Raw genomic sequence first — 16188 nt, 5'->3', positions numbered from 1 at the left:
AGCGGTCTGCCTTCTGCATCGGTGACGGCGTGCAGCTTCGTATTCATACCGCCTTTGGTGCGACCGATGAGGCGCCCAAGGCCCCCTTTTTAACCCGCAAGCTGGACGCCGTGCGGTGCGCCTTCAGATAGGTCGCGTCGATCATGATCGTCTTGGGCGTGGCGCTCGCGGCGGCCAGCCCTTCCATCATGCGCAGGAACACGCCCCTTTCGCCCCACCGCTTCCATCGGTTGTAGAGCGTCTTGTGTGGGCCATACTCCCGAGGGGCATCGCACCAGCGCAGCCCGTTGCGGTTGACGAACACGATACCGCTCAACACCCGCCGGTCATCAACCCGTGGCTTGCCATGGCTCTTGGGAAAATACGGCTCGAGCCGCGCCATCTGCTCGTCGGTCAGCCAGTACAGGTCGCTCATCCTCGGTCTCCTCACGGAGCCTGAATCAGATCGAGCCGCTCAGATCAATGGGTCCTGACCCTAGCGTCGTAGCGACGCCTTGGCCGACATCGTCCGATACCAGAAGACCAGGCCCCGGCTTCGAGGCCGCGCCTGCCGCCGCGACTACGAGCGAGAACGTGCCGAGGCTTGCGCTACCCGTAGTGTCGGTAACGGTGATGTTCAGACCAGCAGTCGTGCCGGCGGTCGTCGGGGTGCCGGTGATCGCGCCGGTCGTGGTAGCGAATGCCAAGCCAGGCGGAAGCGTGCCCGTCAGTGCGAACGTCTTGGTGCCGCTACCACCTGCTGTGGTTGGCGTGAAGCTGTACGCCGTGCCGACAGTTGCCGCTCCCGGTGTGCCGCTGATGGAAACGGGCGTAGCCGCTGCCGAGGACGTTAGCACATCCGCCTCTGGGCTGGTTGCGCTCAACCCGCCAGCTGCGATCGCGAAGACCTGATAGAAGTATCGCGTTCCGGGAGTGCCATCAATCTCGGCGAACGATATCGCCGTCGGCCCGGCCGCGCCAACCGTTTGCGTCATCACCCCCGCGGCTGTGCCGCGTCGGATTAGGAAGCCGCTTAGCCCGCTTGCATCCGGCGCAGCCGGGGGCGTCCACGTCAACATGTTGATCGCGTTGGTCGAGGTTACGGAAAGCGCCGTTAGTGCCCCGGGAGCCGCGATCGTTACTGCCGATGCTACCCCGCGCGGCGCGACATAATTCACGCTGACGATATCGCCAGCCGCGATGGTGAGCAGCGAAACGAACCCGGTCGGAGCATCGACCAGCGAGATTGTCTTGCTCGCGGAGCCGTTGTTGTAAAGCAAAACGCCGACGGACTCGTCCCGGTTGGCGAATGCTACCGACTGGACGTCCTGATCCGTCTCGCCCACGCCGAACGTGGTGCTGGCGCACCGTCGGGCACCGGGCTGCATGGCCTTCAACAGATGCGCCAGAGCCATGTAGTCGGACCGCCTGGTCATGGTGCCGTTGCCATCGGTCGAGATCGTCGCGCACGGCGCCACCTGCGCATAATTCGGTGCGAACGGCTGGTAGCGGCTGTTGCTGAGCGGCTGCAAAAAGAGGTTCCAGAACGTCACAGAACTGGCGCCTGCGCGGATGCCGCCGATGATGGCGTTCGCCAAATGCTGCTGAAGAATCTGACTGTTCGAAAGCGCACCGACGGCGCACATTTCGGTGAAGTGGATCTCGCGATTGATCCAGTTCTTGGCGCGCTGATCCTCGAACTCGTGCTGCCCGTTGACGGAGCCGCCCGTATTGTACCCATGCCAGGCCGCGCCGGCGCAGTAACCCGCCGCCGTGTGTCGGCCCATACGTTGAGCAGCAGGTCCCCGCTCGCGCCGTTGTAGCCGGTCGTTGCCTTCCAGTTCATATCCCCGGTCAGGATCCGCACACTGCCGAGACCCGCGAGCGCCAGCGCCGGGCCCAGGACCTTGATGAACGCGGCCATATCGACGCCGCTCCAGACGCAACCAGGATAACTGTCGGGACCGTAGTGCGGCTCGTTCTGGATCGTCACCGCCCACACCGGGATTCCCAAGGCCTTGTAGGCCTTCAGGAACTTCACAAAATAGTTGGCATACGCGGTGAAGTTGTTCGCGGTGCCGTTGAACCTGTTGACCACGCCGCCGACAGTGCCGATCAGCGAGTTGATCGTTTTCATGAACTTCGGAGGCGACCACGGGCTTGCGATGAACTTCAGCCGCGGATTGATCGACAATGCCTCGCGCAGCACCGGAACGATATACTCCAGGTCCTTCTGGATCGTAAAATTCGGGAGCGTCAGATCGCTTCCGTCGTCATTGTCCGCATAGGTGTAGTAGCCGCCGGTGCCGCGATGAGTGAAGTCGCTCGTCCCGATGCAGATCCGCGACGTGCTGAAACCGTCATCACCAAATGCCGCCTGCAACGCTGCACGGCGCTGCGTCGGCGTGCAGTTAGTGCTCAAGACGTAGCAGGTGCTTTCGGTAAGAGCCGCGCCCGCGCCGTGCATCAGCTGGTACTGGTCAGTCGGGTCGACGAAGATGGCAGTCCCAGGCAGCGCGGACATCGGTGCGAACGCCGTCATCGTTGTCGACTGCATCAGCGTGGACATGTTGAGGGGCGTGCGCAATGCGACCGGGGTCGGGGTGAACTTGCCCTGCGGCAGGAGCGAGTTGATCGTATCGCGTGCGTTCTTACCATCCGAGCCGTTGAGGATCTGCGGGAGTACGGTCATGCTGCATCCTTCCAAGATTGAGTATCGTCCCACGTCGCGGCGTCATTCCAGACGCCGTTCGCGAGTATTCCGGTTGAGGGGGTAGTTGCCGCCGACACGGTGACCGCGAAGCTGCCAAGGTTCGCGCTGCCGCTGCTGTCGGTGACGGTGACATTGAGACCGGAGCTCGTGCCGGCCGCCGTCGGCGTGCCGTTGATGGCGCCGGTTGTCGGGTTAAGGGACAGCCCCGCTGGCAGGGTGCCGGTGAGCGCAAACGTCTTCGTGCCGCTGCCACCGCTGGTCGTCGGCGTGAACAAGTATGCGGTGCCGACCGTGGCAGATCCGGGTGTCCCGCTGATCGTAACTGGCGGTACCGCCGCCGCCACAGTCACTGCGGTCGATTTTGAGGTGATGGTCGATCCATCCGTCCCGGTGCCGGTCAACTTTCGGGTAAGCTGGCCGGTGTTGCCCGCGCCTGGGACGATGGTGGTGCCGGTCCCGATCACGGTGGTCCCGAGCAGCCACTGGCGGGTAGTGATCGTGCCGTTCAAGATTGTCGGATCGGCGGCCGTATAGGTAATCGATGTGTCGCCGCTGGCTGGGGAGATCGTCGGGTTGCCGGAGAATGACGGGGCGTTTGCCACCGCCTCAACGGCTGCGATCCAGTTTTGCAGCTTGGTCAGCGCGGCGAAGACCGTGTCTCCGGTCGATGTGTTGGCCCCGGTGCCAAAGTCGACGAGATAGCTGGTAGTCCCAGGATCCAAGGCGATCATCCTTTGCTGGAGGGCGGTCAGGCTTGCTAGGAATCCGTCCTGGTTTGCGAACATCTCGGTCGAGTTGGCGTATGTCGTTTCCGGGCTGGGGGGAGGCGCTATCGCCCCAATCGGGATCTTGACGGCTTCAGTCAGCAAGTAGGGGGAGCCGTCCGCGGTAAGGACGAGCGTCTGCGATAGCGGAGCGAGAGCCACGGCGTTCTCCTAGTTGAGCCAGACCGGCGCGACGGTCAGCGTCACGACGCGCGTTTCGCCGGGGCGCGGTTCGGTGCCATTTGCGTCGAGGTGGCGCTCGGCAATGGTCAGAACCTCGACCAGCTTCCCGTCGACCAAGCCTTGGACGTTGAGGGGCGTGTAGGGCTTCGCAGTGGCGAAGAACGACACCTCCCGCACGTCGCCGCGATCGCGGATACCAACCATGCCCTGGTAGAAGGTGAACGTCGCGCGGACGCGCTCGCCGTTGTGAACGGTCCCGCCGAGTACAAGTCCTTCGGTTTCTTCGGTCATTTGTTCACCACCCGGATGCCGACCGTGATCTGGTCAGATTGCTGGAAATTGGTGGTGAAGCTGAGCTCCACGCCCAACACGATGCCGGTGCCGTTGAAGATCGAACTGCCGCGCATCGCCGTCGCGATCTCGACCCAGAAGGCAAAGACCCGGTCGGCATAGCGCGGCGCGAAATCGCCATCCGTCATGACCACCAACCCCGCAGCGGTCGCCTCGGCGTTCGGCGTGACTGTGAACGACGTGACTTCCTCCCCGGGCTGGAGGATGTCGCGGACCTCGCTTCCGCGCGTCAGCACCGGATAGAAGCCCCGGCGCGGCATGTTCGGATCGATGCGCCGTGGGAATGTCTTGATATCGGGTGGATTGGCCACGGGCATCCTTCCTGTGTTGGAGGCAGATCAGAAGATGCCGAGCACCTTGGGGCGGGCTTTCGCGATTGCCGCAGCATCACGAGCTTCGCAGCGTCCGACGATGCCGACCGCGGCGGTGTAACGGCCGTTCGCAACCTCCAGCTGTCCGGTCTGCTCAACGAAGCCGCTCTGCCAAGGCCGGGCGTCATCGTGGCCGTCCGCAAGTTTGGCGCTCTCCGGCTGCGCTGCCGGCGCAACGCCGACCGTCCACTCGTCAGGAAGCAGGGCCGAGCAGGGTGACGCACTTGGCCGAATTACGGTAGCTGCGCAGCCGGCAAGCAGCGCGATCAGCGGCATCGTTACTGTTGCCCGCAGGCGCGACTTGAATCGCATGGGTTCCCTCTTTCGCTGTCTGATGGATCTCGGTTTCGTTGCCCGCGGCGTTGCCAACGGTGTTGACCGCATCGGACCCGCTCTCGATCGCTGCGGCCCCTTGGCCGATTGCGAGCTTGGTCTCGGTCTTCGCCGTCTGCGCGGATCCGCACGAGCGGATCGAAATAACGGTTGCGACCAAGACGGCGACGCCGAGGATGAAGACGATCTGCGCGGCGCGCGCGGCGAACCATGTTCCGAGGCCCGTCATGCGACACCGCTCTTGATGTCGGCAGCGGCATCCGCCGCCGCGCCGGCTACCTGGTCCGCCGCCTCACCCGCATCGCCGCCGGTGCGCAGCTTCAAGCCCCAGCCTTCCGCGTCGATCTTGGCTTTCAAGTCGCGCGTGACGATGGTCAGGAACGCGATCGCTACGACCCCGAGCAATCCGACCGCGGTCCACCCGAGCCACTTGATCAGCTCCATCTCGATCGAGGTGCAGTCAGCGATCGAACTGGTGGCGAGCTTCGTGTCGGCCACGCGGACGCTGCACCATTTGACGGGATCGGACAGGATCCAAATCAGCCAGGCGAGGAAAGCCAGCAGCACCGGCAGACCGACGATGATGGCGATCGACGTCCATGACACGCGACGGTTCGTGAAGACGCTCACGACTGTGCCGCCAGGGCCGCGGCGACGTCGGCGCGAATATCGACCCGTACCGGCCTCCCGGGCAGGTAGCTCGGCTTGCTGACCGGGTAGACGTTGACGATGCCGTCGAGGTGCTTCCACTTCCCGTCGAAGAACAGGGCAGCTTCGTCCATCCGCCGCGGCTTGAGGTCGCCGTCGTTGAGATAGTGCGTTTCGAGGAACTTCCGCGCCTCGGCGACTTTGCCCGCCAGGAACAGGCTCACCCAAGCCGTCGCGGCGATTGCGCCGGTATTGTAATGGAACGACAGCGCCGCCGCGAACTGCGCCTCGGTCAGCGTGCGTCCCTTGAACGCCGCAAGCACCTCAGGCCCGTATGTGGTCCGCAGCAGCCAGATATAGACCTCGAGCACGCGCTTGATTGTGGCGGGCTTGTCCTTGTACCGCGCCACCAGATGGCCCGATGAATCGGTCACGCCGATCCCCCAAGTGCCGACCGGAGGTGTCGCGCTGTCGAGATACCACTCGGGAACGATTCCTTCCGCCCCAGCGAGCTCGCAAGCAATGCGCGCGGTGATGCTGCCGTTGATCATCATTCGCCTACACCTTTGATTTTGGTGAGTTCGGCCGAAATCTTTGGGGCCCAGCCGGGCATCCCGCCGATGGTTGCCGCCGCGAGCAGTTCCATCGCCTGCAACAGTGTCGGATCATTCGGGTTGGCGGCACGGATCGGGGCTGCCAGCAGCTGCACGGCGTTGACCGCGTAAACGAGCTTCATCTCAGCGGAGTGCGCGGCCTGCGATGCACTTTCGACCCGAGCCTCAAGCGCCGCGACGCGCTCATTCATCTTGATCATGTCTTCGCCGCGGGCTTCCAGCGCGGTCTTTTCGCGATCGTTCGCGATCTTCTTGAGAGCGGGCCAAGCCTTCACCAGCGCGACCGCGACGCCGATCACGACCGCGTTGAGGGTAGCGAGCAACCCCGCCGACCAGGTCCAGCCTTGAACAGCAACCGTCACCGGGTGATTAGACATGCGCGCCCCTCCCGTATGCGCGCGCGGCGCGGATCGTGAACCCGGCAACGACGATGCTGAGGATCAGCAAGCCGAAGTGAAACGCGACGGACTCTGAAAGAGCGAGGAAACGGAGGTTGAAGCCGACCACCAACAACGCGAACGCGGCGTAAATCAGGCGGGGTGGATCGCCGTCGCGCGGCTTTCCCCGCAGAATGCCAAGGACCGCTGGTGCCATGTACGCGAGCACAAGCAGCCAGCCTGCGAGGTTGATGAGCCGCAGCCAGAACATAGCAGTGTCCCTTCGAAGAGGAGTTATTTCGGCGCCATGCCGAGGAAGGCCGTCTCGATCGCGCGGGCGCAGTGCCCGGGCTTCGATCCGAGCAGCATGAAGAGGTGGTCGATCGCCCAGGCGCAGGGCTTGCCCCACCAAGCCCCGGCCATCGCTGCGCGGCCGACGCGCGAGCTGATCGTCTCATCCGCCGAGGGGCAGGCACCGCCGAAGATGAGATAGTACGGCCCGGCGAGCAGCACGTAAGCGAACTGGTCGATCGCGATCAGGAACTGGATGATCCAGCGCCCGAGCCGCTTCATAACGCGGCGATCCGGTCGTGTGTGGCCGTGCTCACCCAACCCTTGCTGACCAAGTATCCGAGGCCCTCAAGAGTGCGCGCGTCCTTGGGATCGATGTTGCCGGATGCCGACTGGGCTCGGTCATAGATCAGCTTCGCCAAGGGATCCGACATCGTTGCCGTGACAATCGCGACCTGCTCGGCCAGCGAGAACAGATCGACCCACTCGTTAAAGGTGTAGCGGACCGGGACCGACACCGTCACCGGCACTGATGCCGGCACAAGCGCATTATTCTCGACCGTCCAACCGCGCGGATCCGTCAGCGGGTCGTATTCGATGTACGCAAATCCGGCGTCCGCCTCCGGCACAATGTCGGCCGAGATCGTGCCGACCACCGCGCCGGTTGCGATATCGTAGAGGGCAAGGTGGTTCATAGCGCGGTCCAATAGACAGAGCATTGCGGGTTCTGGACGATGGACCAGGTCCGATCGGTCGTGCGTGAGGCGACCCGCCATCGGATCGTCAGTTCGCCCCAGACATTCAGGATTCGGATGACGAAGTTGTCGAGCCGTCCACTCGGCCCGAACCCGGGCGTCGGCAGGCGGACGCTCGCGAGCACGCTGTTATCGGCCGCGTTCAGGACCTCGAACGAAGCATAGACGGAGCCGCTCGAGTCCGTCGTCGCAGCGATGTTACCGGTGAAGGTGAAATAGAGCGAGCCGCCGGACCTGATCGCCATATCGGCACCAAGGTTCGGAATGTAGATGAGTGAGGGGTTGCCAGCGCCACCATAGGTGCCCGACACGCTCCCGGCCGTGGTCGCGGTCATGGTCGATCGGTCGAGCGCGCGGATCGTCACGGTGCCGTTGAAGATCGCATTGCCGTCGACCAGCAGATTTGCACCGATGTAGAAGAGGCCAGCGCTGCCGTCGGACTTGAGCAGCTCGATCTTTGTGCTGCCGTCCGCGGTCGTACCCGTGACCGACCAGTAGACGCTCGTGCGCCCGTCGATCCCGGCGAGCGCGCCAGCTTGTTGTGTGATCGACGCTGAGATAACGCCAAGCGACTGATCGGGCTGGTAATCGGTAGCCGGGCCTTCTTGCATTTGGAGATTGTTGACACGGCCCGTGCCGCCAACGTTATCGTTGGTGTCGATTATCAGACGACCTATTGCGGCGTTCGAGGGGGCAACTAGGTTAACGCTCTTTTCGCGGGTCCAACCACCGCCGCGGTTGCGAATATCGGGGCCGTTGCCGAGGTAGTTATAGTTCGCGTCGAACCACTGAATATACAGGAAAACCCTGTCCGGCTGATCGTTGCCAAAGTTGGCGCTGATAGAATAGGACACATTTCCTTGAACGCTTACGTCCTGCCACATGTAAGCGTGCTCAGTGCCGTCCTTCTGCAAAAACGTGCCTGGGTAGTAGCCTTTTTGTACTGACCAGCCGGGGCCGCTTGTCCCGTAATAGTTGCGCCCGTCATGAAAGTCGCTGTTGACCAAAAGGTTCGGCGACCCCTGACGGATCCGGGCAGACAGGGTCGATAGGCTTTGCGCAACCGCGCCAACTTTTGCATCGGCGATCACTGTGGCCTGGTCATTTGCACGGCCGAGCAGTCGGCTATCCGCCTCGCCGTTGACCTGCGCCTCAAGCGCAGCGGCGCGCGACGCCGCAGCGTAACTGCCGGGGAAGTTGGCGATCGCGTTCTCCGCCGTCGTCACGCGCGACATGAGGGGTTGCTTGCTGCCGTCCGCCGGTCCGACGGTCGTCTCCAGCGTCCCGGTCCGGCTGGCATAGCCCTGGAGGTCAGTGGATAGCGTCGTAAGGCGGCCATTGTAGTTGGTCAGCGTCGTGTTCACCCCCGTGAACCGGGTATCAACGCTGGTGCTTAGGCTGCCGACTGCCGATTTCGCATCGGACGCAGTCGTCGCGACTTGATCGATCCGGCTGTTTGCTGCGGTGTCGCCTGCCTTAAAGTCGGTAATGACGCTGTCGATCTGTCGGGCGATCGTACCATCGCGTGTTACCGCCGCGTCATCGACGCGCTTGATCTCCGCCCGCACCGACGTGTCGTCATAACCGCCGTCTGCCTCCACGCTATCGATGCGTTCGCTAAGCTTTGCATCCTTGTCATTGAGGATGTCGACCGCCGATGCGAGTGCGTCTTTCGCATCCTTGTCGGCAGCGTCGATGCGGTCGTCTGCGTCAGCGACCGCCTTATTGATCGTGACGATCTCGCCGTCGATGTAGGCCAACTGCGCCTTGGCCGCGGCGACTTCCGTTTCAAACTGGCTGACGGTACCCGAGCCGAAAGGACTGTTCGGATCTGCGCTGTTCGTGGCGTTGTCCGCTGGCTTGCCGTCGCCGGTTACGCCGTTCCAGAACGCCGTGGTCGCTGCGTCGTCGATCGCCAGGATCAGCGGGTTGTTCGTGCTGTCGTAGACGATCGGCTCGGCACCCTGGACCGGCAAAGAGTCGTCTGCATCCCACTGATAAAAGGCTGGCGTCTCGAAGGTCAGCACCATGTTGCAGGTGCCGTTCTGCCCGAGCTCCTGCTCCTTCACGCGGAACACTCCGCGGCGGAACCCCAGCGGGGCGAAGGTGAAGGGCAGCACGTCGCCGACGGTGTATTTCCACGCGCGGATATCGAACGGTGCGGCGAACTGGCGCGAGTATTGCCGACGCTGCAGGACCTGCTTAGCGACGCGCTGCGCGTGGCTCGGGCTCTCGACGACGCCAAGGTCGAGCGTCAGAATTCGATCCTGCCCGTCCGGGCTGGGCAACCGAACCTCGGGATAGTCGATCAGCTGGTACAGCGAGGCCGACGTTGCGTCGACGTACCGGCCGCGGACCACGTTCGGCGTTGATTCGAGCGAAGGATCGGGATCCCAGGTGAACGCGCCGACGACATCGTCATCGTTCAAGCCGTCATCGACCGCCGCCGCCGCGAGATCGTTGTGGGAGATCGCGAGCGCCAGCTTGCCGCCTGTGTCGCGGAACCGCCCGCAGCATGCCGAGCAAAGCATATCGAGGACGGTCTTCTGGTCGTCGCCTTCGGAGATCACGCTCGCGCCGTGGTAGCGCGGCTCGTTCCCGCCGGCTGCGCGGTTGACGAGTTCGTCGGCGAGGTTCGCGGCAGTCTGGAACGACTGAAAACTGATGCGCCGCCCGGGTACGCCCGCGCCGGTTGCCAACTTCATCACGCCGTTGCTCGGATTTTTAATCCGCCAGCCAAGAATGACGCGGAGGATCTGAAGCGGCAGGTTCTCGCCGATCACGATGCCGTCGTCGGTCGTGAAGCGCCAAGTCGACTGGTCGTTCCAGCGCATCGGGCCCGACCCGCCGACAACGGTGCTGTCGCGGCGCGGATCGTACAGCTTGGCGCCGCGCCCGATGGCGGTGATCCTGCTGGGGATCCCGCTCGAGAAGGGGCTCTCTGCCTTCTTGTTGTTCCCGGTCACCTTGAAGCGGAAGCGCGCGTATGCGCAGCCGGTCAGGCGGGCAGTGTTGTGGTTCCATTGGCCGCTGCCGAACGTGAAGGCGTTCTGGCCGGTGCCATCGAGCACGAGGTTCGGGATCGAGAAATAGCCGTTGTACTTCGCAGAGTAGCCGGTCGTCGCCGACCACGCCAACTCGGTATCGAGCCATACCTCCTCAAGCCCGTCGATCGCATGGCTGGCGAAAGCAACGATCCAGTCGCAGAACTCCTGATTGTTGCCCGACCACTCCTCGTACCGGACGTCGACCGGCATCGCGGTTTGTCCGAGCACCGTTTTGCGGAAAGCCCGGGGGTCAATGCTGGCAGTCAGCCGGTCCGTCTGCGACGCGGTGACCTTCGGAGCTTTCTGAAGGAGCCCGGCAGCGACAGACAGGCCAGCCGAAGCGAGCAGCAAGGTGCTAGTCGAAACACCGGCGATGGTGAGCGACCCAGCAAGCCCGCCGAGCGCAACGGCGCCAACACCGGTCGCGATCAGAGCGACAGCGCCAACCGCGAGAGCAGCAAATTTTAGGGCCTTGGCCATCCGCTACAGACCGAACCGAACGTGCCAGGCGCGGGGCGCGACCCAGCGGTTGCGGTCGATCCGCACCAGTCCCTCGCGATCGCCTTCGGCACCGACCGCGACGAGGAACGGGCCTAGGCAAATGCCGAGCAGCCCGTCGGACATGATAATGTCACCGCGGTGCGCGAGCGACGGATCAACCGTCTCGAACTTGTTGTTCAGCGTGGCCGGCAAGGTCCCTGCGCCGAACCGGCGCAGCGCCCGCGCCGAGCCGCGCGGGGTCGTGTAGTGGCCGCGAAATTCCGGCATCGGATCCGTACCGGTCATGGCCTTTACCGCGCCAGCCGCGAAAGTGCAGCAATCATGCTGCCCCCATGCGAAGGGGAGCGCGCGAAGAGGTTCGAGATACGCGGCGAGGCGCGTTTCCCAATCGGGTAGACGGTACATAATCGACTCCCCGTTCAGGATTTTCGGTTGGCGCCATTGGCGATCGCGATCGCGAGCTCGGCCGACCGGTCGTTCGGGTCGTAGCTCTGCTGATCGAGATAAGTCCGGTTCGACGCCTGGCTGAAGAACGCGAGGTACGATTCGACGTCGAGATTGATCGTCTGGCTTGTGCGATCACCGACGATCTTCGGGACTGACATGTAGCCGGTGTAATACGACCAGATCGCGCCGATCCGGGTCAGCTGCTGCGGGTCGAGCATTGCGCGCCAGAGGCGGCAGTCACGGCCGACATAGTTTGCTCGGTTGCCGATCTGCGTCATCAGCTCGTCGTCGACGCCAGCGAGGCCGGACAGTTGGAGCGACAGCGTATCGGTGCCGCCCTCACGCGCCTTCACCGCGCCGACCGACACGACGCGCGGATCGATCGCGGTGAAGGTGAAGCCGTCAAGATCCTCATCGCCCGTCCCGGCGAATGCGAAGCTGTACGGTGCGTTGGTGACCCGGATCGGACCGTCGGCAAGGTCCAGAAAGCAAAAGGTGACTGGCTTGCGAACCGTTGCCGAAAGGGCGGCGTTGGCGGCATCGTCGGGGCGGCTATCCATCAGAAAGCCTCTTCGCAGTCGAACGAAACGCCGTACTTCTGTCCGATGCCGACCTTCCAGCCGTTCTTTGGATCCGACATCGCCATCACCGCGTAGGGGCGCTTGACCTCGATGGGCGCTTTGTCCGCCGGCACCACCCGAATGTACGGTTTAACCGCAAGCGTGGCGTTGCCGTCACCGTCCGCCACGACCGCGGCATTAAGCATCAGCAACTGGTCGCCCAGCGTGATAAATTGTCCGCGTTTGAGTTTGAGCCCAGCCGCGCCCCATCCGGACGTGATCAACAAGTGTCGCCTTGATCGGCGCCCTTCACGCGAACGTCCAACGATCCGGCGATCTGGTCCCTCTCGCAAGCAATGATTCGAAAGCTGTTGGCGATGCCGTCGCAGTCGACCACGAACGCGCGCCATTCGAACACGCGGTCTTCACCGGTGATCGCGGGCAGGGTGACCTTAGCGAACCAACGCGGAGCTGCGCTTAAAAGGGTAACCCGCCGCTTCGCGGTGAACTCTCCCCGGTTGGCCTGGCCGGGCTGGTCAATCGTCCAATCGATATCGGACGCGACGGGGTCGGACGGGATGGTGATCAGCATCAGTCGAACCCCCCCGGTAGTTCCGGCCTGTTGAGCTTGCGCATCGTGCGCGCAGTCGCGCCGGCCATGATCGGCTCCGCAGTCGCGCCAACCGTGCGCAGGGTGACACCTTCGATCTTGGCGTCGAACTCCGGACTCGGACTGACGGTGATGTTGCCGTCGAGCTGCATGCGCCGGGATGCGCCAGCACCGTACGCCGCTGCGGGCAGGCGCGGCGCGCGCAGGTTGGGCAGGGACGGCGACCCGCCGAGCGATCCGCCATTGGCGAAGCGCGGCAGGCGGCGCGCGTTGATCGCGGCCATGGCGCTCGCGCCGTAATAGTTCACCGCGCCTTCGTTCATGATGAACTCGCGATTGGACAACCGCACTGCGCCGCCCCCCGGGCCCGAAAGCAGCGCAAGGATGCTGTCGGAACGGCCGTGCCCAGGTCCGCTGATCAGTCCGCCCAACGATCCGCCATCCGCGCGCCCAGGGATGCCGCCAAGGGAACCGCCGTTGGCAAAGCCGAGCGGGCTTCCGATCACACTGACAATCGCCTTTTCGATCGCGATCCGTGCCAGGTCGGCGATGATGCTCGACGCCATCTCGCCGAACGCGCCTTTCAGCTTGAGCACTTTGCCGATCGACGAGGACACGCTGCTCTCAAGCGAGCCGAGCGCGTTGACCGCGACGCCCTGAAGCGCAGCGTTGGTATCGGCGGTCGCCGACTTGAGGCGGTCCCGGTAGGCATCGAGCGGGGACGCGTTCTGCCGGGCAAGCTGGCCGCGCTCGGCACCTTCCAGCGCTGGCAGCGCGCTGAGCGAACGCTGCGCCGACATGACCGCTTCCGGATCCTTCGAGGTGTCGCGCACGCGCTCGAGCGCCTGACGGCGAAGCGTCTGCTCGGCCTCGAGGATCTGCTCGGCAATGCGACGCCGATCGCGCTCGGTCGGCGCCATGTCCTCGCTGATGCGGAGCAGTGCGACCTGTGACTCGAGGTTCTGTTTGTCGACGTTGTAGCGCTGCTCGATGACTCGCGTTGCGCGGTCGGCCGCAGCGTTCTGCAACTCCTGCGTGCGGGTCTGTTCGTTCAACGAGCGCAGATTGTCCGCCCGCGCCTTGGACATTCCTTTGTCCTGCTGCAGATCGATCTTCTGCTTGCGACTGTCGGCCTCGGCGTTGATGCTTGCGACCAGTTCGGCGTCGCGCTGATCCTCGGTCTGGGCTGATTTGCGCGTTGCCGCCGTGAGCCGCTGCCGGGCCTGCTGCTCTTCCTGGCTGTAGGCGATGTCGTCGTTCAACACCTTCTGCCGCGCGCGTTCCGCCTGGCTGTCGACCGTCTGCTGGTTCGGCCCCTTCTTGCCGAAGGCGACGTGGAACACCTTCTGGTCGCGCTCGTCGATCAGCTGACGGATCGCGACGCCTTCCTTGGCAAATGCCTGCCGGATCGATGCGACGCTGATGCCGGGGCCGTAAGCGACGTCGATCGCCTGGCCGCGCTCGTGGTCGCTCGTGCCTGGCTTGGCGACCGGTCCGGCATGCCGACCGGCGAGCTTGTCGGCATACAGCTGCGCCTGCCGTTCGTTCGAGCGTAGACCGCTGGTCACATGCCCGCCGATACCCGCAATGATGCTGGTGGCCTCGGCCACATTGACCTCGCGGCCGATCTGGTTGTTGTTCGGCTTGGCATTCGCCGCGCGCTGGTTGGCCTGCGCCAGATCGGTTGCGGCCTTCTTCTGGGCTTCCAGTTCCCGGAGCCGCTTCAATGATTCTGCGCCGACGACCTGACCGAGCCGAGCCTGCGTGCGCAGCTCATTCTTGAGCGCGCTGATCTTGTCGTCGATCGCCTTCGTTACGGATCGAACTGGATCGATCGAGGTCGCAGCTTGCTCCGCCGCGAGGTCGACCCGGGTCACATTCAGCTGGTGCTCGGCCGCGGTGACGGCAGCCTCAGCCTTCGTCCGCTCAGCCTTCAGTTTGTTGACCTGATCGCTTCGAGCCTGATTCTGAAGCGCAGCCGCACCAGTTGTACCGCCGGTCGACGAGAAGTCGCCAAGCCGCGCCTCGGCTTCCGCCAGGCGAGCAACCGTCGTTTGTCGGATTGCGAGAGCCTCGTCGCGCTTCGCACGCGCCGCGATATTGGCGCGCTCGGCCGACGACCGCTCGCTGTCAGCCGTTTGACGAAGCGCCTTGTCCTGATCCTTGAGAGCCCCCGTCAGCCCTTCGACAGTGCCGGCGAACCGGGCTTTCGCGCGGGCAGTGACATCGCTCTCGATCGCGTCCTTCTTCAGCTTTTCAACCGCGTCGTTCGTGGCGTCACTGAACTCGAACATGCCCTTCGTGAGTGGCCCGAGGATCAACAGCGCCCCGGTAATGGCCAATCCCCACGGGCCGATCATGAACCGGGCGAACGATCCCGCTTTGCCCTCGAGGTTGGCAAATTGGCCAGCCGTTTGGCCACCCTGGATAGCAACGACCTGGAGGACGTTCGCGCCCATGCTCAACTGGGTGAACGTGTCCTGCACCTGATAGGACAGGCCCTGCATCGCGTACCGCAGGGCATTCGTGTTGGTCGACAGCGCCTTCGTACCCGATCCGCTACCGGCGACGGACTGCGCATGTGCGTAAAGGTTGGCACGCGCCTGTTCGACTGCCGCGGCATACTCGCGCTGATGAATCGCACCTGCCGCCAGAAGGCTGTCGGCACGGTTCAACTCGTCGTCGAACCGCTTTTGCGCAAGGAACATCGGATCGAGTTCGGCGCGCACAATATCGGCTGCGGCCGCAAGCGCGCGCTGTCCGCGGGCCGCCTCTTCCGCGCTCGCGGCGAGCAAGCGATCCTGCTCCACAACGCCCGTCACCGTGGCGGCGTGTGCCTGCAAGGCCGCGGTGGCAACGCGCACAGCCGCATCATACTCGCGGGTGCTGATCGTTCCAGCCGACAGCAGCGTCTCGGCACGCGTCAGTTCTGCATCGAACCGCTGCTGTGCCGCATACATTGGGTCGATCGAGGCGCGCAGGGCGTCCGCGGACGCACCCAAAGCCTTCTGTTCCCGAGCGGTCTCAGCAGTCGCGGTGGAGAGGCGCTGCTGTTCAGCCGCCGCCTCGGCGATCCGCTGATGCTTCGTGACGAAGAGTTCGGTCGCCTCAGCGCTCTGCCGTAGCTCGATCTCGACGCGTTCCAGCGCGCCTGCCTCAGCCAGAAGGGCGGCTGCCTTCTGTTCGGCTTCGATGCGGGAAGCGTTCGTGGCCTGGATGAATAGGCGCGTCGCTTCCGACGTGTCGCGTTCGGCGGCCGCCGCGCGTTCCGCCGCCTCGCCGATCAACGCGAACGCTCGAGCCTGGTCCTGCGCGGCAGCTGCGCCGGCACGGATATCGTCGGCACCCAGATTGATGCCGCCATCGATCGTCGGACCCTTGATTGCCGTGGCGGCGAGCCGCTGAACCTGGCTGAAGCTGGCCTCGAACGACTTCTGCGCGCGTGTTGCCGCGGTATCCGCAAGCTCGGCGAACGCACTGAAGCGTTTGCCCATGTTGCTGATCGAGCCGTCGACGTTCTCCGCCATCTTCGCGGCACGCTTCTCGAACCGGTCGAGCGGCTTCTCGCCCTCAGCCAGATTGCGACGCAGCAACTCGGTCGCGGCGTCGACCTGCAACAGCAGGCGTTCAGTCTGATCAGCCAT

18 protein-coding genes and 1 pseudogene are annotated in these 16188 nt (G+C 64.0%); all 19 read right to left on the bottom strand.

Annotated features, from left to right (window positions below):
- Positions 1 to 415, bottom strand: a pseudogene (locus tag RI03_RS17690) (IS5 family transposase); the annotation flags it as partial.
- Between the two features lie 25 nt (positions 416 to 440).
- Entirely contained in the window at positions 441 to 1511 is a 1071-nt protein-coding gene (locus RI03_RS17685; protein ID WP_170318403.1) for a putative Ig domain-containing protein, read from the bottom strand.
- 17 nt (positions 1512 to 1528) lie between these two features.
- Positions 1529 to 2671 carry a glycoside hydrolase family 30 protein gene (locus RI03_RS17680; protein WP_010218959.1) on the bottom strand — a complete coding sequence of 381 codons (1143 nt, stop codon included), beginning with the start codon at positions 2669 to 2671 and terminating at the stop codon, positions 1529 to 1531.
- Positions 2668 to 3561, bottom strand: a complete 894-nt coding sequence (locus RI03_RS17675; protein ID WP_081504251.1) for an Ig domain-containing protein — start codon at positions 3559 to 3561, stop codon at positions 2668 to 2670. Before RI03_RS17675 ends, RI03_RS17680 begins: the two co-directional genes overlap by 4 nt.
- A gap of 66 nt (positions 3562 to 3627) precedes the next feature.
- Positions 3628 to 3930, bottom strand: coding sequence for a hypothetical protein (locus RI03_RS17670; RefSeq protein WP_010218957.1), 303 nt, complete (start codon positions 3928 to 3930; stop codon positions 3628 to 3630).
- The gene (locus tag RI03_RS17665; RefSeq protein ID WP_010218956.1) at positions 3927 to 4301 is read right to left on the bottom strand and encodes a hypothetical protein; all 375 of its coding nucleotides are present in this window, start codon (positions 4299 to 4301) and stop codon (positions 3927 to 3929) included. Before RI03_RS17665 ends, RI03_RS17670 begins: the two co-directional genes overlap by 4 nt.
- A gap of 27 nt (positions 4302 to 4328) precedes the next feature.
- A complete protein-coding gene (locus RI03_RS24165) occupies positions 4329 to 4673 on the bottom strand; it encodes a hypothetical protein (RefSeq protein ID WP_170318402.1) in 345 nt (114 codons plus the stop codon).
- A 246-nt stretch (positions 4674 to 4919) separates the two neighbouring features.
- A complete protein-coding gene (locus RI03_RS17655; RefSeq protein WP_170318401.1) occupies positions 4920 to 5300 on the bottom strand; it encodes a hypothetical protein in 381 nt (126 codons plus the stop codon).
- Positions 5301 to 5320: 20 nt separating this feature from the next.
- Positions 5321 to 5896 carry a glycoside hydrolase family protein gene (locus RI03_RS17650; protein WP_010218952.1) on the bottom strand — a complete coding sequence of 192 codons (576 nt, stop codon included), beginning with the start codon at positions 5894 to 5896 and terminating at the stop codon, positions 5321 to 5323.
- The gene (locus tag RI03_RS17645; protein WP_010218950.1) at positions 5893 to 6279 is read right to left on the bottom strand and encodes a hypothetical protein; all 387 of its coding nucleotides are present in this window, start codon (positions 6277 to 6279) and stop codon (positions 5893 to 5895) included. The genes RI03_RS17650 and RI03_RS17645 overlap by 4 nt, the downstream gene beginning before the upstream one ends.
- A 46-nt stretch (positions 6280 to 6325) precedes the next feature.
- Positions 6326 to 6604, bottom strand: coding sequence for a hypothetical protein (locus RI03_RS17640; RefSeq protein ID WP_010218949.1), 279 nt, complete (start codon positions 6602 to 6604; stop codon positions 6326 to 6328).
- 23 nt (positions 6605 to 6627) lie between these two features.
- Positions 6628 to 6906 (bottom strand): hypothetical protein, encoded by a 279-nt coding sequence (locus tag RI03_RS17635; RefSeq protein ID WP_010218948.1) that lies wholly within the window; start codon positions 6904 to 6906, stop codon positions 6628 to 6630.
- Entirely contained in the window at positions 6903 to 7319 is a 417-nt protein-coding gene (locus RI03_RS17630; RefSeq protein WP_010218947.1) for a hypothetical protein, read from the bottom strand. Before RI03_RS17630 ends, RI03_RS17635 begins: the two co-directional genes overlap by 4 nt.
- Positions 7316 to 10636 (bottom strand): phage tail protein, encoded by a 3321-nt coding sequence (locus tag RI03_RS17625; protein WP_170318400.1) that lies wholly within the window; start codon positions 10634 to 10636, stop codon positions 7316 to 7318. The genes RI03_RS17630 and RI03_RS17625 overlap by 4 nt, the downstream gene beginning before the upstream one ends.
- A 273-nt stretch (positions 10637 to 10909) precedes the next feature.
- The gene (locus RI03_RS17620) at positions 10910 to 11332 is read right to left on the bottom strand and encodes a DUF6950 family protein (protein ID WP_138995712.1); all 423 of its coding nucleotides are present in this window, start codon (positions 11330 to 11332) and stop codon (positions 10910 to 10912) included.
- A gap of 14 nt (positions 11333 to 11346) precedes the next feature.
- Positions 11347 to 11934 (bottom strand): hypothetical protein, encoded by a 588-nt coding sequence (locus tag RI03_RS17615; protein WP_010218944.1) that lies wholly within the window; start codon positions 11932 to 11934, stop codon positions 11347 to 11349.
- Positions 11934 to 12218, bottom strand: coding sequence for a hypothetical protein (locus RI03_RS22345; RefSeq protein WP_010218941.1), 285 nt, complete (start codon positions 12216 to 12218; stop codon positions 11934 to 11936). Before RI03_RS22345 ends, RI03_RS17615 begins: the two co-directional genes overlap by 1 nt.
- The gene (locus tag RI03_RS17605; RefSeq protein WP_010218940.1) at positions 12215 to 12526 is read right to left on the bottom strand and encodes a hypothetical protein; all 312 of its coding nucleotides are present in this window, start codon (positions 12524 to 12526) and stop codon (positions 12215 to 12217) included. The genes RI03_RS22345 and RI03_RS17605 overlap by 4 nt, the downstream gene beginning before the upstream one ends.
- Complete coding sequence (locus tag RI03_RS17600) at positions 12526 to 16188, bottom strand: phage tail length tape measure family protein (protein WP_010218939.1); 3663 nt, start codon at positions 16186 to 16188, stop codon at positions 12526 to 12528. Before RI03_RS17600 ends, RI03_RS17605 begins: the two co-directional genes overlap by 1 nt.

This window comes from Sphingomonas sp. PAMC 26621 (genome assembly GCF_000251145.1).
GTDB lineage: Bacteria > Pseudomonadota > Alphaproteobacteria > Sphingomonadales > Sphingomonadaceae > Sphingomonas.
The sequence above is the reverse complement of the archived record's forward strand: the minus strand, read 5'-3'. Positions and strand labels throughout refer to the sequence as shown.